This is a genomic window from Rodentibacter sp. Ppn85, assembly GCF_001999335.1.
In the GTDB taxonomy this organism is placed as follows: domain Bacteria; phylum Pseudomonadota; class Gammaproteobacteria; order Enterobacterales; family Pasteurellaceae; genus Rodentibacter.
On record NZ_MLHS01000023.1, the window covers coordinates 1 to 22600 of the forward strand.

The 22600-nt window shown below is 41.2% G+C and carries 20 protein-coding genes and 1 pseudogene; 20 read left to right on the forward strand and 1 reads right to left on the reverse strand.

The genetic code is table 11. The features are described 5' to 3' along the window. The 5 genes from BKL51_RS11860 to BKL51_RS04755 form a co-directional block, all read left to right on the forward strand. The coding region (locus tag BKL51_RS11860; RefSeq protein ID WP_077465592.1) for a hypothetical protein at positions 1–893 on the forward strand (893 nt) is incomplete at its 5' end. Between the two features lie 44 nt (positions 894–937). Beyond that, on the forward strand, positions 938–1936 hold the full coding sequence (locus BKL51_RS04740; protein WP_077465593.1) for a hypothetical protein: 999 nt from the start codon (positions 938–940) through the stop codon (positions 1934–1936). Positions 1937–2081: 145 nt separating this feature from the next. Continuing rightward, positions 2082–2540: a TonB-system energizer ExbB gene (gene exbB, locus BKL51_RS04745; protein ID WP_077465594.1), complete on the forward strand. Its 459-nt coding sequence runs from the start codon at positions 2082–2084 to the stop codon at positions 2538–2540. Beyond that, on the forward strand, positions 2537–2944 hold the full coding sequence (gene exbD, locus BKL51_RS04750) for a TonB system transport protein ExbD (protein ID WP_077465595.1): 408 nt from the start codon (positions 2537–2539) through the stop codon (positions 2942–2944). The genes exbB and exbD overlap by 4 nt, the downstream gene beginning before the upstream one ends. 8 nt (positions 2945–2952) lie before the next feature. Beyond that, on the forward strand, positions 2953–3717 hold the full coding sequence (locus BKL51_RS04755) for an energy transducer TonB (protein WP_077465596.1): 765 nt from the start codon (positions 2953–2955) through the stop codon (positions 3715–3717). Positions 3718–3760: 43 nt separating this feature from the next. Here BKL51_RS04755 and glmU read toward each other — a convergent pair whose 3' ends face one another. After that, positions 3761–5131: a bifunctional UDP-N-acetylglucosamine diphosphorylase/glucosamine-1-phosphate N-acetyltransferase GlmU gene (gene glmU / locus BKL51_RS04760; RefSeq protein ID WP_077465597.1), complete on the reverse strand. Its 1371-nt coding sequence runs from the start codon at positions 5129–5131 to the stop codon at positions 3761–3763. Between the two features lie 120 nt (positions 5132–5251). Here glmU and BKL51_RS04765 point away from each other — a divergent pair, with 120 nt between their 5' ends. The 15 genes and pseudogenes from BKL51_RS04765 (at position 5252) to BKL51_RS04835 (ending at position 22281) form a co-directional block, all read left to right on the forward strand. Beyond that, the gene (locus BKL51_RS04765; RefSeq protein ID WP_077465598.1) at positions 5252–6001 is read left to right on the forward strand and encodes a DeoR/GlpR family DNA-binding transcription regulator; all 750 of its coding nucleotides are present in this window, start codon (positions 5252–5254) and stop codon (positions 5999–6001) included. A 225-nt stretch (positions 6002–6226) separates the two neighbouring features. After that, the gene (gene fucI / locus BKL51_RS04770; protein WP_077465599.1) at positions 6227–7996 is read left to right on the forward strand and encodes an L-fucose isomerase; all 1770 of its coding nucleotides are present in this window, start codon (positions 6227–6229) and stop codon (positions 7994–7996) included. Positions 7997–8115: 119 nt separating this feature from the next. Then, positions 8116–9549, forward strand: a complete 1434-nt coding sequence (fucK, locus tag BKL51_RS04775) for an L-fuculokinase (RefSeq protein WP_077465600.1) — start codon at positions 8116–8118, stop codon at positions 9547–9549. Positions 9550–9559: 10 nt separating this feature from the next. Then, on the forward strand, positions 9560–9994 hold the full coding sequence (fucU, locus tag BKL51_RS04780; protein ID WP_077465601.1) for an L-fucose mutarotase: 435 nt from the start codon (positions 9560–9562) through the stop codon (positions 9992–9994). 21 nt (positions 9995–10015) lie between these two features. Beyond that, positions 10016–10663 (forward strand): L-fuculose-phosphate aldolase, encoded by a 648-nt coding sequence (gene fucA, locus BKL51_RS04785; protein ID WP_077465602.1) that lies wholly within the window; start codon positions 10016–10018, stop codon positions 10661–10663. A gap of 42 nt (positions 10664–10705) precedes the next feature. Then, positions 10706–11995: an L-fucose:H+ symporter permease gene (gene fucP, locus BKL51_RS04790; protein ID WP_077465603.1), complete on the forward strand. Its 1290-nt coding sequence runs from the start codon at positions 10706–10708 to the stop codon at positions 11993–11995. Between the two features lie 227 nt (positions 11996–12222). Continuing rightward, complete coding sequence (pyrG, locus tag BKL51_RS04795) at positions 12223–13857, forward strand: glutamine hydrolyzing CTP synthase (RefSeq protein ID WP_077465604.1); 1635 nt, start codon at positions 12223–12225, stop codon at positions 13855–13857. 261 nt (positions 13858–14118) lie between these two features. After that, a pseudogene (locus BKL51_RS04800) lies at positions 14119–15046 on the forward strand (pirin family protein). A gap of 151 nt (positions 15047–15197) precedes the next feature. After that, positions 15198–15998, forward strand: coding sequence for an NAD(+) diphosphatase (gene nudC / locus BKL51_RS04805; RefSeq protein WP_077465605.1), 801 nt, complete (start codon positions 15198–15200; stop codon positions 15996–15998). After that, positions 15999–17063, forward strand: a complete 1065-nt coding sequence (gene hemE, locus BKL51_RS04810; protein ID WP_077465606.1) for a uroporphyrinogen decarboxylase — start codon at positions 15999–16001, stop codon at positions 17061–17063. Positions 17064–17072: 9 nt separating this feature from the next. After that, a complete protein-coding gene (locus BKL51_RS04815) occupies positions 17073–17663 on the forward strand; it encodes a YjaG family protein (RefSeq protein ID WP_077465607.1) in 591 nt (196 codons plus the stop codon). 147 nt (positions 17664–17810) lie between these two features. Next, the gene (locus BKL51_RS04820) at positions 17811–18083 is read left to right on the forward strand and encodes an HU family DNA-binding protein (RefSeq protein ID WP_059365801.1); all 273 of its coding nucleotides are present in this window, start codon (positions 17811–17813) and stop codon (positions 18081–18083) included. Positions 18084–18216: 133 nt separating this feature from the next. Continuing rightward, positions 18217–18990 (forward strand): DeoR/GlpR family DNA-binding transcription regulator, encoded by a 774-nt coding sequence (locus BKL51_RS04825; RefSeq protein WP_077465608.1) that lies wholly within the window; start codon positions 18217–18219, stop codon positions 18988–18990. A 56-nt stretch (positions 18991–19046) separates the two neighbouring features. After that, entirely contained in the window at positions 19047–20879 is a 1833-nt protein-coding gene (gene glmS / locus BKL51_RS04830; protein WP_077465609.1) for a glutamine--fructose-6-phosphate transaminase (isomerizing), read from the forward strand. Between the two features lie 184 nt (positions 20880–21063). After that, positions 21064–22281, forward strand: a complete 1218-nt coding sequence (locus BKL51_RS04835) for an MFS transporter (protein WP_077465610.1) — start codon at positions 21064–21066, stop codon at positions 22279–22281. Positions 22282–22600 lie beyond the last annotated feature (319 nt).

A 22600-nucleotide genomic window follows, 5' to 3' on the forward strand; every position in this document is an offset into this window, starting at 1 on the left:
ATGCCTTTCCAAGAGGGATAATTCGTCTGATTTTTTTAGCGATTTTAGGCGTCATTGCTTTTATCGATCTTCAACATGGTGTCAGACCCTTTGATAATCATATTAAGGCAATTAAATATGACCTTGAGTGGGCTTTTGAACCAGATAAAAGTCTCCTCTTAGCATATCAGAGGCATATTGAAATAAGAAATAGAGATAGTTTTAAAAAAATGTTTCCAAATGATAAAGTGATTCCCTATGATGAATTTAGAAAGCCATATCTTGAAGAGGATAGCTTACGCTTGGCTCGCCCAGTTCTTCACGTTATCTGGCCGTTATTGCTCCTTTGCATTCTTTTTCCTCCACGCCCTCGTGGCATTCGGATTAATCGTAAGAAAAAAGTGATTTATCAACAACACTTAGGCAAAGAATATTGGTTGGCGTTTATACCGGAAGAGGGCGATCCGTTAAGCGGCATTGTCTATAATCTTTACGGGCTTTATCCTTTTAGTCTAACGGGGCGTTATTCCTTACAAATCGGCATACCCGAGAAAGACGGAAAACTGCCTTTTTTAATGTACGGTTGCTACCCGAATCCAAGCCTTGAACACAACCGTTATCTTTTGCGTGCCATTCGGGATTTTGTGCGTGAAGACAATCCTGCAAGTCTGAAATATGTCGGACGTTGCTATAAATTGCCGTGGCTAAATCCGTTAATTTTCCTGTTTAACGTGGGCAGTATTTTCCGTATGCCGTTTAACCAAAAACTGGCAGATAAACAGATTGAGGCGGAATTAAAAGCATGGAAAAAACGCAACGAAAACAGTAAAAAGCATTGGTTCGACGCGGTACAACGCCAACAACAGAGCGTCAATCAAGATTTAGCGGAGTTAAAAATGGATAATAAAATCTAGCGAAAATTGACCGCACTTTAGGATTTGAATATTAAAGGAATCAAATGAAACTTCTCGAAAAATGGCTTCATTTTTACCGCATTTACACCTTGGGCTATTCCATTCGTCGGGTGAATCCCGATGAATTGGAAATTCGCCATTTAATTTTAGATGCCTTTCCCAGAGGGATGATTCGTCTGATCTTTTTAGCGATTTTAGGTGTCATTACCTTTATTGATCTTCAACATGGCGTCAGACCCTTTGATAATCAAATTAAAGCAATTAAATATGATTTTGAATGGGCTTTTGAACCTGATAGATTTATTCAACCCTTGTATGAAGGACATATAAAACGTCGTAATAATCCTATGTTTATAAGTAAATATCCAAATGAAAAGATACTTCCCTATGAAGAATATAGAAAACCATATCTTGAACGGGATAGCTTACGCTTGGTTCGCCCTATTTTTCACGTTATCTGGCCGTTATTGCTCCTTTGCATTCTTTTTCCTCCACGCCCTCGTGGCATTCGGATTAATCGTAAGAAAAAAGTGATTTATCAACAACACTTAGGCAAAGAATATTGGTTGGCGTTTATACCGGAAGAGGGCGATCCGTTAAGCGGCATTGTCTATAATCTTTACGGGCTTTATCCTTTTAGTCTAACAGGGCGTTATTCTTTACAAATCGGCATACCCGAGAAAGACGGTAAACTGCCTTTTTTAATGTACGGTTGCTACCCGAATCCAAGCCTTGAACACAACCGTTATCTTTTGCGTGCCATTCGGGATTTTGTGCGTGAAGACAATCCTGCAAGTCTGAAATATGTCGGACGTTGCTATAAATTGCCGTGGCTAAATCCGTTAATTTTCCTGTTTAACGTGGGCAGTATTTTCCGTATGCCGTTTAACCAAAAACTGGCGGATAAACAGATTGAGGCGGAATTAAAAGCATGGAAAAAACGCAACGAAAACAGTAAAAAGCATTGGTTCGACGCGGTACAACGCCAACAACAAAGCGTCAATCAAGATTTAGCGGAATTAAAAATGGATAATAAAATTTAGCCAAAATCGACCGCACTTATATCTTGAGTATTCCATTCGTCGGATTTTTTCCCCAATTAATATTTACGACCTCATTTCCTTTTGTTAGAATTTGATATCTAATTGAAACTAATTCTCAATTGTTTTTATGCTTTAAGGATAAAAAATGCCTCAACTTTTCGAGTTTTTACAACAATACAGTGACTACATTATTATCGGACTTTTATTTGTTATGAGCGTGATTATGCTTGCGATGGTTATTGAACGCTTTATTTTTCTAAGCAGAATTAATGTAGGCAAGTATTCTAATATTCATGCACTGGATATCGATCTGAATCGTAATATGACTACGATTTCTACTGTCGGTGCGAATGCACCTTATGTCGGGTTATTAGGTACGGTTATCGGTATTTTATTAACTTTCTATCAAATCGGTCAGGGTGGAGGTGATGTGGATGCTGGTGAAATTATGTTGCATCTTTCTTTGGCTCTAAAGGCGACTGCACTTGGGATTTTAGTGGCTATTCCGGCCATGGTTTTTTATAGCGGTTTAAACCGTAAAATTGAGGTAAACCGTTTAAAATGGAAAGTGTTAAATTCACAGAAAGATAAGGAATACTCGTGAAAAAATTTGATGAAATCAACATTATTCCTTTCATTGATATTATGTTGGTGCTATTGGCCATTGTGTTGATTACCGCCTCCTTTATTTCGCAGGGGAAAATTCAAGTCAATGTGCCAAAAGCAAGTACAACCGTAGCTTTTAAATCCGATGATTTGGCAAAATTACTGACGGTTACTGCGAAAGGAGAGTTCTACTTTAATGATAAACCCATTTCACAAGAAGCCTTAGAGGCAGAAATTAGCCAATGGGATAAGGGGCAAAAAGTGACGTTGAAAATTGATGCGGAAGCAAGTTTTCAGGATTTTGTCACTATTACTGATTTACTTGCCAAAAATGAGATTAAAAATGTGGCGCTGGTATCAATGAAGGATAAAAACGGTAATGCGACACCGGCCGGAAAATAGGAAAAGTTATGCAACAAGCTAAACGTTTATTCCTAGCTTTGCTTATTTCTCTTCTTGTTCATAGCGTTATAGTTGGTGCGCTATTATGGAATTGGCATGAATCTAATGATAGTGCAAATAATCATGCCGGTGAGCTAGCGACGACGATTTCAATGGAAATGGTACAGGGGATGCGCATTGAAGAACCTGAATCGGAGCCGGAACCTCAAAAGAGCGAACCTGAACCACCAAGGGAAGAGATAGTGGCGGATCCGACAAAAAAACCGGAACCTGAAAAGAAAAAACAACCTGAGAATAAACAGGAAAAAATAAAGCGGTCCAAAGAAAAACCAAAAAAACAGGTAAAGCAATCTGAAAAAGCACAGAAATTACCACAACATTTGTCGGTAGGCGATCGTAATGTAAACTCTGCATCGGCGATAAATTCAAAAGCAACAACAACCGGCATGGTAAATACCAATGCTAATGTAGTAGGAAACGGTTCAAATGCAAATGAAATTGCTGCTTATAAAGCCGCGCTTTATCGTGAAATAGAGCGTCGAAAACAATATCCGACACGAGCTAAAATGATGCGTAAACAAGGAGTGGTTCATATCTCCTTTAATGTTGGTAATGACGGTTCATTAAGTGGTGAAAATGTCGTGAAATCCTCAGGCGATGAAAGCCTGGATAAAGCTGCATTAAAAGCAGTGAAAAGTGCAAGACCGGTTGGACCTAAACCAAATGGATTAGCAAGTAATATATCTGTTCCGATTCGATTTAGTTTGCAGTAAAAAAGCAGAGTTTGACTCTGCTTTTTTATTATGACATCAGATCTTATTTTTTCTTAATCGGGCGTTGCCACCCCTGAATATGGCGTTGCGGCACACGTGTAATCACTAACTCATCTTTTGCTACATTACGCGTGATGGTTGAACCTGCACCAATTGTTGCGCCGTCTTCAACCGTCACAGGCGCCACTAATTGTGTATCGGAACCCACGAAGACATTATCACCGATAATGGTTTTAAATTTATTCGCCCCATCGTAATTACAGGTGATAACACCAGCGCCAATATTACAATTTAAGCCGATTTCACTATCTCCTACATAGGTTAAATGGTTCACTTTTGAACCTTTGCCAACGACAGATTTTTTGATTTCTACAAAGTTACCGATGTGAGCTTCAGAGGCAAGTTTTGTGCCGGGACGTAAACGGGAGAAAGGACCGATTACCGCTTTTTCGCCAATGCTGGCATCTTCTAGTACGGAATAAGGCTTCACCTCCACATCATCACCGATCACCACATTTTTCAATAGACAACCGGCACCAATTTTTACCCGATTTCCTAACCGCACTTTGCCTTCAATAATCACATTCACATCAATTTCAACATCTTTGCCGTGTTCTAGCGAACCACGTAAATCGAAACGGGTCGGATCAAATAACATTACGCCTTCTAACAATAAGCGTTCAGCTTGTTTATGTTGATAGTAACGTTCAAGTGCAGCTAACTGTAAACGATTATTTGCTCCTTCCACTTCCATCCTATCCATCGCTTGCACGGCAACAACTTGGTAACCGTCTTGGTTTGCGAGGGCAATTAAATCCGTTAAATAATATTCTCCTTGTGCGTTATTATTACCCACGTGGGCAAGCCATTTTTTGAGGCTTGCCCCATCGGATACTATTACACCGGTATTGACTTCCTGAACTTTTAATTGTTCAGCATTGGCATCTTTTTCTTCAACAATGGCAACTACACGACCATTTTCACGAATAATACGCCCGTAGCCGGTCGGATTGTCTAGCTGTACGGTCAATAAGGCAATGCCGTTTTCCGGTTTTGCTGCGATCAGTTTTTCGAGGGTTTCTTTGGTAATAAGAGGGGCATCGCCGTAAAGCACCACAATATTTTCATCGTCTTTAAAAAACGGTGCAGCCTGTTGCACCGCATGTGCTGTGCCAAGTTGTTCGGTTTGCAATACCCAATTGACGTTTTCATTGACAAGGCGTTCACGCATTAATTCACCGCCATGTCCGTAAATTAAATGTACGTTTTCAGCCCCCAAGGAATTTGCCGTATCAATCACGTGCTTCACCATCGGCTTGCCTGCCACTGTATGCAATACCTTTGGTAAATCCGAGTACATACGCGTACCTTTTCCTGCCGCCAAAATGACCGCACTTAATGTTTTGTTTGTCATAAATTCTCTCTTGTGATCAAAAGTCCAAATATTTTAGCGTAGAAAGGAAAAGATGATAAGTTGTTTATTTTTTCTAAAAAATTCTATAATGAGACAATTTTTGAGCGATTTGGAGTGAATATGCGTAATAGAGATGACATGATTCTGCAATGGATTAACCAGCAAGGCAAAGCCAGTGTGATTGAACTGGCTGAAAAGTGTGAAATATCTGTTGAAACCATCCGACGTGATCTTAATCGGCTTGAAAAGCAAGGATTGCTTTATCGTACTCATGGAGGAGCGATAAGTAATAAAACGACTGATCTTGGGGCTTTTTTTCAGACTCGGCGATATATTAATGCGGCAGCAAAACGATATATTGCAAAAAATGCGCTTGAATTACTTTACGAAAATGCTGTGGTTGGATTGGATGCAAGTTCTACCAGTTGGTATTTTGCGCATTTAATGCCGGATATTCCTTGTACTGTTGTGACGAATTCTATGCTTAATATCAACGCATTGGTTAATAAACCCAATATCAAAACCATTGTTACCGGTGGGGTCTATTCATCAAAATATGAAGCGTTTTACGGACCATTGTCAGAGTATTTATTACAACGTCTCCATATTAACTTTTCTATTTTTTCTTGTTCCGGTATTGATAATCAAGGAAACATTTGGGAGTCCAATGAGTTAAATGCTTCTTCAAAGCGTAAAATGATGGAAGCATCAGAGCATACTTATCTTTTAGCGGATCATTCTAAATTTGAGAAAAAGAGCCTGATACAATTAACCGAATTGAGCGAAATTAATACTATTTTTACTGATTCCGATTTATCGGAAACACTCCAAGCATATTGTGAAAAAAACGATGTTTTGACCGTTTTATAATAAATAATGACCGAATTTACCGATTATTCAAAAAATAAGCAATAATCGGGCGTTATTTCCCTGAAAAAATACCCGATTATTGTGATCCCTTTCACAAATTTGAAATTAACTTCACTTTTCTTCTATTTTCTTTCATTTTTTTATTCAAAAATAATTTCAAGTTAAGCAAATAAACCGCTTATCCGAGTCAATATGAATGTTAAAAATGATAGGAGAGACACTATTATGACAGCTTCCACTCAAACTAATCGCATTAAAATTGGTATTCGTCCAACCATTGACGGTCGTCGTATGGGCGTACGTGAATCGTTAGAAGAGCAAACCATGCGTATGGCGCAATCCGTTGCAGAGTTGTTGCAAACCCACATCCGCCATACAGATGGTTCTTTTGTTAAATGTGTGATTGCCGATACTTGTATCGGTGGCGTTGCTGAAGCTGCGACTTGTGCAGATAAGTTCAAACGTGAAAATGTGGGATTAACCATTACTGTAACACCTTGCTGGTGCTACGGTTCCGAAACTATCGATATGGATCTGCATATGCCGAAAGCCATTTGGGGATTTAATGGTACTGAACGTCCGGGTGCGGTTTATCTTGCTGCTGCACTTGCAGGTCATTCTCAATTAGGTTTACCGGCATTTTCAATTTATGGCACAGAAGTTCAGGAAGCGGATGACACAGAGATTCCGGAGGATGTGAAAGAAAAACTCTTACGTTTTGCTCGTGCAGGTCTCACCGTCGCAACCATTCGTGGTAAATCTTATTTGTCTATCGGTTCTGTTTCTATGGGAATTGCAGGATCCATTGTGAACCAGCAATTTTTCCAAGAATACCTCGGTATGCGTAATGAATATGTGGATATGACAGAAATCAAACGTCGTTTGGATCGTAAAATCTATGATCAAGAGGAAGTGGACTTAGCGATTTCTTGGGTAAAACAATATTGCAAGGAAGGTATCGATGTTAACAGTCAGGAACACCAACGTACGCAGGAAGAACGTGCCGAACTTTGGGAAAATGTGGTGAAAATGACCATCATTACTCGCGATTTGATGGTGGGAAATCCAAAATTAGCGAAATTAAATTATGCGGAAGAATCATTAGGTCATAACGCGATTGCAGCCGGTTTCCAAGGCCAACGTCATTGGACCGATCATTTGCCAAACGGTGATTTTATGGAAGCGATGTTGAATTCTACTTATGATTGGAATGGGGTTCGTCCGCCATATATTCTTGCGACTGAAAATGACAGTTTGAATGCGGTATGTATGCTGTTTGGACATCAACTGACCGGTCAGGCTCAAGTTTTTGCTGATGTGCGTACTTATTGGAGTCCGGAATCCGTCGAACGTGTGACCGGTTGGAAACCGGAAAGCGGCTTTATTCATTTAATTAACTCCGGTTCCGCAGCACTTGACGGCACAGGTCAACACCGGGATGAAAACGGCAAACCAACCATTAAACCGGCTTGGGAAGTGACCGAAGAAGACGGAAAACGTTGTTTAGAGAATACCCGTTGGTGTCCGGCCGTACATGAATATTTCCGTGGCGGTGGTTTATCTTCTCAATTTTTAACTAAAGGCGGTATGCCGTTCACCATGCATCGTATTAACCTTATCAAAGGATTAGGGCCGGTATTGCAAATTGCCGAAGGTTGGTCAATCGATTTACCAGAGCAAGTCCACGATATCCTCAACAAACGCACCAATGAAACTTGGCCGACGACGTGGTTTGTTCCTCGTTTAACAGGCAAGGGCGCATTCGCCGATGTGTATTCTGTCATGGCAAATTGGGGCGCTAACCACTGTGTAGCAACTTATGGACACATTGGTTCGGATCTTATCACGCTTGCTTCAATGTTACGTATTCCGGTTTGTATGCATAACGTTGATGAACGCAATATATTTCGTCCAAGTGCTTGGAATGGTTTTGGTCAAGATAAAGAAAGTCAGGATTATCGCGCCTGTAAAAACTTCGGGCCACTTTATAAATAAGTGATGATTGGCACGTGCTTTTCAACACGTGCCGCTATTCCATCAAAAACCACATTGAAGTGCGGTCAAAAATTCACTTATTTTTCAGCCGCATTTTTTCTAAATTTTAGGGAGGGCTTATGCCTATCGTACTGATTTTTGATTGCGGTGCGACCAATTTACGTACTATTGCGATGACTGATAAAGGCGAAATTTTGGCATCCCATCATATTGCGAACAATACCCAACCAGATGTCAAATTTGTTGATTATCATATTTGGGATTTTGAAGAAATCTGGCAAAAGTTATCCGATTGTGTGAATCACACCGTTAACCAACTAAAACAACAACATATTGATCTAAACGATATTGTTGGAATTTCCGTTACCACATTTGGTGTGGATGGTGCGCCATTTGATCATGATGGACAACAGCTTTATCCGATTATTTCTTGGAAATGCCCTCGCACAATTCCAGTGATGGAAACCCTATCACAGTTGCTTGACATTGAAGCGCTCTATCAACGCAATGGTATCGGGCAATACAGTTTTAATACCTTATTTAAATTGCTTTGGTTGAAAGAACATGAACCGGAGATTTTCCAAAAAATGGATAAGTTTGTGTTCATTTCTTCCATGATAACCCAGCGTTTAACCGGTGAATGGACAACCGATCACAGCATGGCGGGCACCTCTATGATGACGAATCTTGCTAGTGGTGATTGGGACGAAGGCGTTTTGCAGTTGCTTGGGTTAACCTCAAATCATTTTCCACCAATGCGTCATGCCGGTGAAAAAGTGGGAGAGCTCACTACTGCACTTGCTGCCCGTTGGGGGTTAAATTGCATTCCGGTGATTGCCTGCGGACATGATACTCAGTTTGCCGTATTCGGTTCCGGAGCAGAATTAAATCAACCTGTGTTGAGTTCCGGTACTTGGGAAATTTTAATGGTTCGTACGCAATATGCAAAACCGCAATTTGATTTTATTTCACAAGGATTAACGACGGAATTTGACGTTCAACCGAATTGCTTTAACCCGGCGGTACAATGGGTTGGTTCGGGCATTATGGAATGGTTGGGTAAATTATTGTTCGCTGATGTGTACGGCACCGACCAATATTATGCCTGCATGATTCAAGAAGGCAGTGCGGCAGATGAAAACGGCGCCAAAAGTGTGGTTGATTTTCAGGGCATTTTTAGCCAACCAGGCAAGGGTAATATTGCTGGACTTTCCATGTTTACCTCTCGTGGTGAAATTTATCGTGCTGCACTCTACTACATGGCAAATCAGCTAAAACAGGGATTGGACGTGCTACAACAAATCAGTCATTTCAAAGCCGAAAGTTTGATCTGTGTCGGGGGTGGTTCCAAAAATCCGCTTTGGAATCAGATCCGTGCCGATGTTTTAGGTTTACCGATTGATGTGGTCGATGTTGCAGAAAGCACGGTATTGGGCGCTGCGATGTTTACCTTTGCGGGAATTGGGTATTACGACAGCCCGGAAGCCGCGCAAAAAATTATGCAACCACAACGCAAACGTATTTATCCTCGGTTTAATTTTGCAAAGGAATAGGAGCAATTTAATGTTAAAAGGTATTCATTCGGCAATTTCCCCTGAATTACTCAAAATTCTTGCCGAAATGGGGCATGGTGATGAACTCGTACTTGCAGATGCGCATTTTCCAGCGCATTCGTTACATCAAAACGTGATTCGTGCAGACGGCATTTCTATCGCAACGCTGTTAGAAGGCATCTCGCCATTATTTGAATTTGACACTTATGTTGATGCGCCATTGGCTATGATGCAAGCAGTGCAAGGCGATACTCTCGATCCCGAAGTTGAAAAACGCTATCTCAATGCGATTCGAAGTGCGGTCAGAATTGTGCCTAATTTAACCCGAATTGATCGTTTTGCTTTCTATGATCGGGCAAAACAAGCCTATGCCGTCGTCATTACGGGAGAAACAGCCAAATACGGCAACATTATTGTCAAAAAAGGGGTTACGCCCGTTTTATAACAAGTTAGAGGTACTTCAAAAATGAATAGAAAAGAACTTTCACAAAAAATTATCGAAACCTGCCTTGAAATGACCAAATTAGGTTTAAACCAAGGTACCGCAGGAAATGTAAGTGTACGTTACAAAGAAGGTATGCTGATTACCCCCACAGGTATGCCGTACCATTTAATGACACCGGAAAATATTGTTTATGTCGATGGTAACGGTAAACACGAAGACGGAAAGTTGCCTTCCAGCGAATGGCAATTTCATTTAGCCGTCTATCAAGTCCGTGCCGAAGCCAATGCGGTCGTACATAATCATTCTCTTCATTGCGCCGGTTTATCCATCCTCCAAAAACCAATTCCGGCTATTCATTATATGGTCGCGGTAGGGGGAACCGATCATATTCCTTGCGTGCCTTACGCAACATTTGGTACGCATGAACTTGCTTCCTACGTGTCGGAGGGAATCAAAGAAAGTAAGGCAATTTTGCTGGCTCATCATGGCTTAATTACTTGTGGTGAAAATCTTGATAAGGCGTTGTGGCTGGCACAAGAAGTAGAAGTATTGGCTTCTTGGTATTTGAAATTGCTTGCAACCGGTTTGGATATTCCGCTTTTGAGTCGTGATCAAATGCAGGCGGTATTAGGAAAATTTCATACGTATGGATTACGCATTGAAGAATAGCAATTCTTGCTTCTTTCTACTAATTAATATAAGGAATACACTATGAGTGCCAAAGTATTAGAAAAGAAATTTGTTGTACCATTTATTTTAATTACTAGCTTATTTGCATTATGGGGATTTGCGAATGATATTACCAACCCAATGGTGGCCGTATTTCAAACTGTGATGGAAATTCCGGCCTCCGAAGCCGCTTTGGTGCAGTTTGCGTTTTATGGTGGTTACGGTACGATGGCGATTCCCGCAGCTATTTTTGCCAGCAAGTACAGTTATAAAGCAGGGATTATGTTAGGGCTCATTCTCTATGCCGTTGGTGCATTCTTATTCTGGCCTGCTGCAAAGTTTGAAATATTTAATTTCTTCCTTATCTCCTTATATATTTTAACCTTTGGGTTAGCCTTCTTAGAAACTACCGCCAACCCTTATATTCTTGCTATGGGTGATCCGCAAACTGCAACCCGCCGTTTGAACTTTGCACAATCTTTTAATCCGCTAGGTTCTATCACTGGTATGTTTATTGCTTCCCAAATGGTTTTAACCAATCTTGAATCGGATAAGCGTGATGCAGCGGGTAACCTTATTTTCCACACGCTATCCGAAACGGAAAAAATAGGCATTCGCACACATGATTTGGCAGAAATTCGTGATCCTTATATCGCATTAGGTTTTGTGGTTGTCGCTGTGTTAATTATTATCGGTCTTTACAAAATGCCGGCAGTAAAAGTGGAAGAAAACGGTAGCCACATTTCATTTAAAGAAGCAGTCAGCCGTTTAGTGAAAAAAGCCAAATATCGTGAAGGCGTGATTGCTCAAGTTTTCTATGTCGGCGTGCAAATCATGTGCTGGACTTTCATCGTGCAATATGCAGAACGCTTAGGTTTCACTAAAGCGGAGGGGCAAAATTTCAATATTGTTGCCATGGGTATTTTCATCTGTAGCCGCTTTATTAGCACCAGTTTAATGAAATATTTGAAAGCGGAATTTATGTTAATGCTCTTTGCAATCGGCGGCTTTTTCAGTATTCTCGGTGTTATTTTCATTGACGGTGTGTGGGGCTTGTACTGTTTAATTTTAACTTCCGGCTTTATGTCGCTCATGTTTCCAACCATCTACGGTATCGCACTCTATGGTTTAAAAGAAGAATCTACCTTAGGTGCAGCAGGTTTGGTGATGGCAATCGTGGGAGGAGCATTAATGCCGCCACTACAAGGTATGATCATTGATCAAGATGAAGTAATGGGGCTACCGGCGGTGAACTTCTCCTTTATCCTACCTCTTGTCTGCTTTACGGCGATTGCTATCTATGGATTTAGAGCTTGGAAAATTCTTAGATAATAGTAAATTTGACCGCACTTTTAAGTGCGGTCATTTTTTTACAAATTTAATAGGCAATCCTTGTGTTTAATTCCCGTATTCCCGTTGAGTTAGATCAATAAATCAGGTAAACTATCGTCCCGTCTTTGATAGCTAATCTTCTTCAATTTCCGACCGCACTTTTGTGAAATGTCTAGCAAGATGATTAGCTATAATCATTTTTATCCCAACAAAGAATTAGGTTTCCTATGGCTACAAATTATATTTTCGTCACAGGCGGTGTGGTTTCATCGCTCGGTAAAGGTATTGCAGCGGCATCATTAGCGGCAATTTTAGAAGCGCGTGGTTTAAACGTTACGATTATGAAACTTGATCCCTATATTAATGTGGATCCGGGTACGATGAGTCCTACTCAGCACGGTGAAGTGTTTGTCACACAAGACGGAGCGGAAACCGATTTGGACTTGGGTCATTATGAGCGTTTCATCCGTACCAAAATGACGAAACGTAATAATTTCACTACCGGTAAAATTTATTCGGAAGTTTTACGTAAAGAACGCCGTGGCGATTATCTCGGTGCGACTATTCAAGTTATCCCGCACATTACTAATGAAATTAAAGATCGGGTGATTGCGGGGGCGCAAGGGTATGATGTAGTGATTGTGGAAGTCGGCGGAACTGTTGGTGATATTGAATCTTTACCCTTCTTAGAGGCGTTACGTCAGCTTGCAGTACAAGTCGGTCGTGAGCATACTTTATTTATGCATTTAACCCTTGTGCCTTATATCCCGACAGCCGGTGAGGTAAAAACCAAGCCAACCCAACATTCGGTGAAAGAATTGCTGTCTATTGGAATTCAGCCTGATGTGTTAATTTGTCGCTCCGATCGTATGATTCCACCAAATGAACGGGCGAAAATTGCGTTATTTTGTAATGTACCGGAGCGCGCGGTGATTTCGTTAAAAGATGTGAATTCGATCTATCAAATTCCAGCGTTACTGAAATCGCAAGGTTTGGATGGTTTTGTCTGTGATCGTTTTCGTTTAAATTGCCCGGAAGCGGATCTTTCCGAATGGGAACAAGTACTTTATAAACAAGCTAATCCGGTAGGTGAAGTAACAATTGGTATGGTGGGTAAATATACGGAATTGCCGGATGCCTATAAATCTGTGAATGAGGCCTTAAAACACGCGGGCTTGACTAATCGTTTATCGGTGAACATTAAATATATTGATTCGCAAGATGTGGAAACCAAAGGCGTAGAAATACTGAAAGGTATTGATGGGATTTTGGTTCCGGGCGGCTTTGGCTACCGTGGTGTAGAAGGGAAAATTCGCACGGCGCAATATGCACGTGAGCACAATGTGCCTTACCTTGGTATTTGTTTAGGGATGCAAATTGCACTGATTGAATACGCACGTAATGTGGCGGGGCTAACCAAAGCAAATTCTTCAGAATTCGATCGTGATTGTGAACAGCCTGTGGTGGCATTAATCACCGAATGGCAAGATGCCGAGGGCAATACGGAAGTACGTTCCGACAAATCAGATCTTGGCGGTACAATGCGTTTAGGGGCGCAACAATGCCATTTGGTAGAGGGCAGCCGTGCTCGTGAATTATATGGGGCCGAAACGATTGAAGAACGTCATCGTCATCGTTATGAAGTGAATAACGTATTACTTCCGCAAATTGAAAAAGCCGGATTAAAAGTGACGGGTTTATCCGCAGACAAAAAATTAGTGGAAATCATTGAAGTGCCGAATCATCCTTGGTTTGTCGCGTGTCAATTCCATCCGGAATTTACTTCCACGCCGCGTGATGGCCACCCGTTATTCGCAGGTTTTGTGAAAGCAGCTTACGAAAATCACAAAAAATCAGCCTAATTTTTGAATATAAAAAAGTGCGGTTAAAAATCTTAATGGATTTTAACCGCACTTTTTTGTTTTATTGAGCATTGGAAGCATGTTCGGCTAGTGAGGTGATTTGTCAAAAAGTTACCGAAATTTATTCATATAATTAAGATCATTATTTCTTTTTAGTAAAATATATTCTATCTGATGGATTGTTTATTTGATTTTTTGAAATTATATAATGCGCTTCATCAACAGAACAATCAGTTCTAACAAGAAATGAAGGAGTTTTATATGAAAAAAGTAGCGAATATTTTTACTGCACCGGAAAAAACACTGGGTAGGTAATGGTTTCCATGTTGCGTCAATGTTTAGTTACAACGATAAAGATAAAAATCTTGATCCGTTTCTTTTAATGGATTACAACCCGCCAAAATTCTTCCTAGGCGGTCGTCAGGCGGTCGTCAGGCGGTCGTCAGGCGGTCGTCAGGCGGTCGTCAGGCGGTCGTCAGGCGGTCGTCGTGACAATTCTGAATTTAATTTACGTGGCATGGAAGAGCATCCTCACCGTACTTATCAAGGCGAAGTTTCTCACCGCGATTCTCACGGTGGCGGCGGTACAATCGGTACGGGCGATGTTCAATGGATGACGGCCGGCTCCGGAGTGATGCACGAAGAAATGCACTCGGAAAAATTTGCTAAAGAAGGCGGATTATTCGAAATGGTACAACTTTGGGTAAATTTACCGGCGAAAGATAAAATGACCGAACCGAAATATCAAGCGATTAAATCGGCGGATATTCCGGTAGTAAAATTGCCTAACGATGCAGGTCAAGTCCGAGTGATTGCCGGTGAATTGTTAGGAACAACGGGTTCTGCCAGTACCTTTAGCCCGATTAATATGTGGGATACTACCATGAATGCAAATGCGACACATACTTTTAGTGTGCCGGAAAGCCATAATGTAGTCATCCTTGTATTAGAGGGAACAATTCAAGTTGGCGGAGACGCAATTGCACGCCGTGGCGAGTTAGTCACTTTCGAGCGTGGCGGCGCGGATGTACTAATTGAATCTAACAATGACGCGAAATTGTTAATTCTTACCGGTGAACCGCTCAATGAGCCGATTGTCGGTTACGGCCCGTTTGTGATGAATACCCGCGAGCAAATTGTTGAAGCTTTTAACGATGTGCAAACCGGTAAATTCGGTCGTTTAAACTAAGAATGATTTAAGTATGCTTAAATCCTGGGGATAAATTCTATTATTTAAGGATTTACCCCTTAAGAAATTTTATAGTGAATTAAGGCTAAACTTGTAGGCTTAGAAATTGCTACAATAATTAAAAAAGTGCGGTCATTTTGGAGGGGATTTTATGCACTACATTCAATCAACAGACTCAGGCTACTGGCTCCTCACGCAGGGTTCTGATTTACATTTAGTAAAGGGGAAATTACCTTGCGGAACGGCCGAATCATTCGGCTTTGAAAATTTAAAAGGCATGATAATTGGGGAATGGGAAAATCAGCCCTTATGGCTTATTGAAGAACAACAAGATGATCAACGAGCCTATTCTAGTTTGCGGGATTTGCTTTTTCTTCCCGAAGAAAGATTTTATTTGTTAAACCGCGGTGTGGAAATTAATCATTTTTTGAAAACCCATCAATTTTGTGGTAAGTGCGGTCATTCCAATCGTCAAACGAAAGACGAACTTGCTATGCAGTGTACGCATTGCGGTTATCGTACTTACCCCGTTATTTGCCCTTCCATTATTGTTGCCGTACGCCGTGACACGCATATTTTACTTGCCAATCATAAACGCCATTATCAGCCCGGCGGAGGAATGTACACAACGCTTGCCGGTTTTGTCGAAGCGGGGGAAACTTTTGAACAGACGGTTCGGCGTGAAGTTTTTGAAGAAACCGGTATTCGGATTAAAAATATTCGTTATTTCGGTAGCCAACCTTGGGCGTTTCCGAATTCACAAATGGTAGGGTTTTTGGCTGACTATGAAAGTGGTGAAATTTCTTTACAGGAAGCGGAAATTCATGATGCGCAATGGTTTTCTTATCAGCAACCCTTGCCAGAATTGCCGCCAACAGGTACTATCGCACGTAAATTGATTGATGCTACGCTCCAACTTTGCAAAGCATCAGATAACAGAAAGGAAACCTAAATGTCAGCCCTAAAAAATGATCGTTATTTAAAAGCCTTATTACGCCAACCTGTAGATTGTACGCCGATTTGGATGATGCGTCAGGCCGGACGTTATTTACCGGAATATAAAGCAACACGGGCACAAGCAGGGGATTTTATGTCTCTTTGCCGCAATGCGGATTTGGCGTGTGAGGTAACCTTACAGCCCCTCCGCCGTTATTCTCTAGACGCAGCAATTTTATTTTCCGATATTTTAACCATTCCGGACGCCATGGGGTTAGGTTTAAGTTTTGGTGTCGGCGAAGGCCCTAAATTTGCCAAACCGATTGAAAGCAAAAGTGCGGTTGAAAATCTGCCGATTCCTGATCCGGAAAAAGAATTACAATATGTGATGAATGCGGTACGCACTATTCGCCGTGAACTAAACGGCGAAGTCCCGCTTATCGGTTTTTCCGGTAGTCCGTGGACACTCGCCACTTACATGGTGGAAGGTGGTAGCAGTAAAACTTTCAGTAAGATTAAAAAAATGATGTATGCAGAACCGCAAACATTACATTTATTGCTGGATAAACTTGCGGATGCCGTGATCCTCTATCTTAACGGACAAATTAAAGCCGGTGTGCAATCCGTGATGGTTTTTGATACTTGGGGCGGGGTATTGGGGCATCGTGAATATTTGGATTTTTCCCTTCAATATATGCACAAAATTGTTGATGGTTTGATTCGTGAAAATGAGGGGCGCGCTGTGCCGGTAACCCTCTTTACCAAGGGGGGCGGATTATGGCTTGAAGCGATAGCGAATACCGGTTGTGATGCAATCGGCTTAGATTGGACGGTCAATCTGGCTGAGGCAAAAGCACGTGTCGGACATAAAGTCGCTTTGCAAGGCAATATGGATCCAAGTGTGCTTTATGCGCCGGCAGAACGAATTGAACAAGAAGTGCGGTCAATTTTAGCTGATTTTGGAGAGGGCAGCGGCCATGTGTTTAATCTAGGACACGGTATCCATCAAGATGTGCCGGAAAATACACCAAAAGTGTTTGTTGATGCGGTTCACCAATATTCCAAAATCTATCATAAATAAGAAAATAAGATGCGAAATCCTATCCATAAACGTCTGGAAAACCTTGAAAGCTGGCAGCATTTAACTTTTATGGCGGCATTATGCGAGCGTATGATGCCGAATTTTAAATTATTCTGCCAAATGAATAACCGGGAAACAGAAGGCAAAATCTACCAAAATATTCTCAATCTGGTGTGGGAATATTTAACGGTAAAAGATTGTAAAATTAATTTTGAGAATCAATTGGAAAAATTGGAATCCATTATTCCCGATGTGAATAACTATGACAATTTTGGTGTTGTACCCGCACTTGATGCTTGTGAAGCCTTGGCTGAGATTTTGCATGCTATTATTGCGGGAGAAACCTTAGAAAGAGCGGTTAAAATTAGCCGTATTTCTTTGGGGACGATTACGGCATTATTGGAAACGGAAAACGGCCGTCATTTTTCTGAAACCGAGCTCAAAGAAAATGAAGATATTCAAGCCGAATTGGATGTGCAGTGGCAAATTTATCGTTTGTTAAAAGAATGTGAAAAACGAGATGTTGCACTGATTTTAGATCTAAAAAATGAGATTAGAACTGAAGGTATATCCAATATCGGTATAGAATTTAACCAATAACGTGAGATTTATCACAAATTTAAAAAATCTTACTTTTATTTCATTGAAAGTTAGATTATGCTTTACGTAGCCGTTGTTGCCTGGGCTGAATGCTTGGTAGCGCGCTTTATTAAAGAAACAAATTAAATTTAACGAAAGGTAAAGTCTATGAACAAAACAGATTTAATTGATGCAATCGCAAGTGCTGCAGAGCTAAATAAAAAACAAGCTAAAGCAGCATTGGAAGCAACTTTAGAAGCAATCGCTGCAAGCCTTAAAAAAGGTGAGCCGGTACAATTGATTGGTTTCGGTACATTTAAAGTAAACCAACGTGCGGCACGTACAGGCCGTAACCCGCAAACCGGTGCGGAAATTAAAATTGCTGCATCTAAAGTGCCAGCATTTGTGTCCGGCAAAGCATTAAAAGAAGCAATCAAATAATTAATTGCATAAATTATTATAGACCCTGCCTTGAGCAGGGTTTTTTGTTACTTGAAATTTCCTTTACAAAATAGTTCTATTTCTATAGTATTTTGAACCGAAATTTTATTAGAAAGTTATTTTACATTTTTAAATGAAACGAAATAATCAACCCCGTAGTGCACAACAACGTCGCCATAAGATTATGCAGCTTTTACGACAACAAGATGAAGTAGGTGTGGAGCAGTTAGTTAGATTATTTGACATCTCCGAAGTCACCATTCGTAAAGATTTAACCGCATTGGAGAGTAGCGGTTTTTTATTACGTAAATATGGCGGTGCGATCTTAATGCCGAAAGAGATTATTGATGAAAGCGAAAATAAAGAACTTTCGAAACGAAAGGTTGTCATAGCCAAAGCAGCGGCGGAGCGTATTCGCGATCATAATCGGATTATTGTAGATAGTGGTAGCACTACGGCAGCTTTGATTAAGCAGCTCAATAGAAAGCAAGGCTTGATTGTGATGACAAATTCTCTTTCTGTGGCAACGGCGCTGAGAGCTTTGGAAAATGAACCTACGCTACTGATGACAGGGGGAACTTGGGATACACGCTCCGAATCGTTCCAAGGCAAAGTAGCAGAGCAGGTATTACGATCCTATGATTTTGACCAGCTATTTATTGGGGCGGACGGTATTGATTTAGAACGGGGAACAACGACATTTAATGAGTTAGTCGGACTAAGTCAGGTGATGGCAGAGGTTTCTCGTGAAGTGATCGTGATGGTGGAATCCCAAAAAATTGGCAGAAAAATGCCCAATTTAGAATTAGCTTGGCAGAAAATCGATGTATTAATTACCGATAACGGACTGTCAGAACAAGATAAACAAGCAATTTTGGCACGAGATGTAGAAGTCATCTGTGTGTGAAAGTGCGGTCAAAATGGCAATTATTTTTAAATTAATCAACAAATAAAGGAAAGCTTATGTGTGGTATTGTGGGCGCAGTAGCGCAGCGTGATGTTGCAGAAATCTTAATTAACGGATTGCATCGTTTAGAGTATCGCGGTTATGACTCTGCCGGTGTGGCTGTGGTCAATGAACAGCATGAATTACAACGTGTACGTTGTTTAGGTAAAGTTAAAGCGTTGGACGAAGCTGTTGCGACGAAGCCGTTAATTGGCGGAACGGGGATTGCCCATACCCGTTGGGCAACCCATGGCGAACCGTCGGAAGCCAATGCCCACCCTCATATTTCAGGCAATTTTGCAGTGGTACATAATGGTATTATTGAAAATCACGAAGAATTGCGTGAATTACTAAAATCAAGGGGCTATGTGTTTCTTTCTCAAACCGATACCGAGGTGATTGCACATCTTGTGGAATGGGAAATGCGTAGCACGGATTCTTTGCTTGAAGCGGTACAAAAAGTGGTGAAACAGCTTACCGGAGCTTACGGTATGGTGGTGCTAGATCGCAATCATCCAGAACATTTGGTGGCTGCCCGTTCAGGTAGTCCGTTAGTAATTGGTTTAGGGATTGGTGAAAATTTTCTGGCATCAGATCAACTGGCATTATTGAGTGTGACCCGTCGTTTCATTTTCTTGGAAGAAGGGGATATTGCGGAAATCACTCGCCGTACTGTAGATATTTATGATGTGCGGGGTAACAAGATTGAACGTGAAGTGCATGAATCCAATCTTGAAAATGATGCCGCTGAGAAAGGCAAATTCCGCCATTTTATGCAGAAAGAAATTTTTGAACAACCGACCGCTCTTATCAACACAATGGAAGGACGTATTAATCACAATAACGTGATTGTGGAGTCTATTGGCAATGGCGCGAAAGATATTTTAGAGAAAGTACAACATATCCAAATTGTCGCCTGTGGTACATCTTACAATGCCGGTATGGTGGCACGTTATTGGTTTGAGGCGCTTGCGGGTGTAAGTTGTGATGTGGAAATCGCCTCTGAGTTTCGTTATCGCAAATTTGTTACCCGTCCAAATAGTCTGTTGCTTACCCTTTCTCAATCCGGTGAAACCGCCGATACATTAGCTGCACTTCGTTTAGAAAAAGAGAAAGGTTACATGGCGGCGATGACAATTTGTAACGTCGCAGGTTCTTCTCTGGTGCGTGAATCCGATCTTGCCTTTATGACTCGTGCTGGGGTAGAAATTGGCGTGGCATCAACAAAAGCCTTTACTACCCAATTAGCCGCAATGCTAATGTTAGTGACAGCAATTGGAAAACTTAACGGTAATATTTCCGATGAAAAAGAGAAAGAAATTGTTAAAGCATTGCATTCTCTTCCGGCCGATATTGAAAAAAGTTTAGCTTTTGACAAAGATATTGAACTGCTTGCGGAAGATTTTGCTGAAAAACACCATTCGTTGTTCTTAGGTCGTGGCGAATATTATCCGATTGCGATGGAAGCCTCTTTGAAATTAAAAGAAATTTCTTACATTCATGCGGAGGCCTACGCCGCAGGTGAATTAAAACATGGTCCGTTAGCATTAATTGATGCGGATATGCCCGTGATCGTAGTAGCACCGACTAATGATTTATTAGAAAAAGTGAAATCGAATGTTGAAGAAGTGCGCGCTCGTGGCGGTCAGTTGTATGTCTTTGCCGATAAAGATGCCGGTTTTACTGAAACGGCGGGGATGAAAATTATCACTATGCCAAAAGTGAATGAAATTATTGCGCCGATTTTTTATACGATACCGATGCAATTATTGGCTTATCACGTTGCTTTAATTAAGGGGACGGATGTGGATCAGCCGCGTAATCTTGCAAAAGCGGTAACAGTTGAATAAAGCGCGGCTGATTTAGTCACTATTTTAAAGGCACGGAATATGATTTTCGTGCTTTTTTATTTGCCTAAAATAAAAAGATTCTTTAAACTACGCACCAGTTTTGAGCGCGGACAAAGTTTTGCAGCTCATTACATAGCCTTACTCCACTTTAAACACTACCTGTGAGTAGTAAAAGGACATCAATATGACAACTAAAGTCAATCAATATGGCTGGAAAGCCCTTATTGGATCCGCCGTCGGCTATGCAATGGACGGTTTCGATTTACTTATTCTTGGTTTTATGCTTAGCGCTATTTCCGCCGATCTTGATCTTACGCCTGCTCAGTCGGGATCACTTGTTACTTGGACGTTAATCGGTGCCGTATTCGGCGGCATTGTGTTTGGTGCATTAAGTGATAAATACGGACGTGTACGCGTACTGACTTGGACAATCGTATTATTTGCCGTTTTTACCGGTTTATGTGCATTAGCTCAAGGTTACTGGGATTTGCTTATTTACCGTACCGTCGCTGGTATTGGTTTGGGCGGTGAGTTTGGCATAGGTATGGCACTTGCTATTGAGGCTTGGCCGGCACGCCATCGTGCGAGAGCGGCCTCTTATGTCGCTTTGGGTTGGCAAGTTGGCGTGTTAGGCGCAGCGTTATTAACGCCGGCATTACTACCGCATATTGGCTGGCGTGGTATGTTTATTCTTGGTATTTTCCCTGCATTTGTAGCTTGGTATTTACGAGCCCGATTGCACGAACCTGAAATTTTCACCCAAAAACAGACCGCACTTTCAGCACAAAAAACATCAAAATTGGAATCTTTTAAACTTTTAGTGAAAGATAAAGCGACTGCTAAAGTGAGTTTAGGGGTTGTAGTGCTGACATCTGTACAAAATTTTGGTTACTACGGTATTATGATTTGGATGCCGAACTTCTTAGCTAAACAACTTGGTTTTAGCCTAACAAAATCAGGCATTTGGACGGCGGTAACGGTATGTGGAATGATGTTAGGTATCTGGGTTTTTGGTTGCCTTGCCGATAAATTCGGACGCAAGCCAAGTTTCTTATTATTCCAATTTGGTGCGATTGTCAGCATTATTGCCTATTCTCAATTTACCGATCCTACCGTAATGCTTATCGCCGGTGCGTTTCTAGGGATGTTTGTGAACGGTATGATGGGGGGATACGGTGCATTAATGGCGGAAGCTTACCCTACGGAAGCGCGTGCTACCGCACAAAATGTCCTATTTAACTTAGGACGGGCTGTCGGTGGTTTTGGGCCTGTTGTTGTCGGCGCAATTGTTTCAGCCTACTCATTTAGTCTTGCTATTGCATTCTTAGCGATTATTTACCTCATTGATATGATTGCCACCGTTTTTCTTATTCCGGAACTAAGAGGCAGCGAACTAAAATAAAGTGCGGTTAATTTTGAGCTTATTTTAAATCCGTCTTATCGTAAGGCGGATTTTTTTATTGCTAACTCAAAAACACCATTGAAAAGATAGAACGGCTATAAGGTTGTTAATAAGTTTCCGTATTTAAAGAAATATAAGTTATGAGGCAGTCACTTTTGAGCAAGCGCTACGGTGTGGACACACTAGGTATCAATGCGGAAATGATACGAAGGTATATGAAGTATCAAAAGAAATACGAGTTTGAAGATAAGCAGTGAAAGCTTTCAACGATGTAAAATGCGGATTCTAAGAATCGGAATTTATTAACGCCCCTATGAGG

Excerpts from the sequence above, each read along its gene's own strand:
- fucP (WP_077465603.1), top strand. The coding sequence starts at position 10,706 with ATGAGTGCCAAAGTATTAGAAAAGAAATTTGTTGTACCATTTATTTTA.
- BKL51_RS04825 (WP_077465608.1), top strand. The coding sequence starts at position 18,217 with ATGAAACGAAATAATCAACCCCGTAGTGCACAACAACGTCGCCATAAG.
- nudC (WP_077465605.1), top strand. The coding sequence starts at position 15,198 with ATGCACTACATTCAATCAACAGACTCAGGCTACTGGCTCCTCACGCAG.
- BKL51_RS04820 (WP_059365801.1), top strand. The coding sequence starts at position 17,811 with ATGAACAAAACAGATTTAATTGATGCAATCGCAAGTGCTGCAGAGCTA.
- fucI (WP_077465599.1), top strand. The coding sequence starts at position 6,227 with ATGACAGCTTCCACTCAAACTAATCGCATTAAAATTGGTATTCGTCCA.
- BKL51_RS04765 (WP_077465598.1), top strand. The coding sequence starts at position 5,252 with ATGCGTAATAGAGATGACATGATTCTGCAATGGATTAACCAGCAAGGC.
- pyrG (WP_077465604.1), top strand. The coding sequence starts at position 12,223 with ATGGCTACAAATTATATTTTCGTCACAGGCGGTGTGGTTTCATCGCTC.
- glmS (WP_077465609.1), top strand. The coding sequence starts at position 19,047 with ATGTGTGGTATTGTGGGCGCAGTAGCGCAGCGTGATGTTGCAGAAATC.
- glmU (WP_077465597.1), bottom strand. The coding sequence starts at position 5,131 with ATGACAAACAAAACATTAAGTGCGGTCATTTTGGCGGCAGGAAAAGGT.
- hemE (WP_077465606.1), top strand. The coding sequence starts at position 15,999 with ATGTCAGCCCTAAAAAATGATCGTTATTTAAAAGCCTTATTACGCCAA.
- fucK (WP_077465600.1), top strand. The coding sequence starts at position 8,116 with ATGCCTATCGTACTGATTTTTGATTGCGGTGCGACCAATTTACGTACT.
- fucU (WP_077465601.1), top strand. The coding sequence starts at position 9,560 with ATGTTAAAAGGTATTCATTCGGCAATTTCCCCTGAATTACTCAAAATT.
- fucA (WP_077465602.1), top strand. The coding sequence starts at position 10,016 with ATGAATAGAAAAGAACTTTCACAAAAAATTATCGAAACCTGCCTTGAA.
- BKL51_RS04835 (WP_077465610.1), top strand. The coding sequence starts at position 21,064 with ATGACAACTAAAGTCAATCAATATGGCTGGAAAGCCCTTATTGGATCC.
- BKL51_RS04740 (WP_077465593.1), top strand. The coding sequence starts at position 938 with ATGAAACTTCTCGAAAAATGGCTTCATTTTTACCGCATTTACACCTTG.
- BKL51_RS04755 (WP_077465596.1), top strand. The coding sequence starts at position 2,953 with ATGCAACAAGCTAAACGTTTATTCCTAGCTTTGCTTATTTCTCTTCTT.
- BKL51_RS04815 (WP_077465607.1), top strand. The coding sequence starts at position 17,073 with ATGCGAAATCCTATCCATAAACGTCTGGAAAACCTTGAAAGCTGGCAG.
- exbB (WP_077465594.1), top strand. The coding sequence starts at position 2,082 with ATGCCTCAACTTTTCGAGTTTTTACAACAATACAGTGACTACATTATT.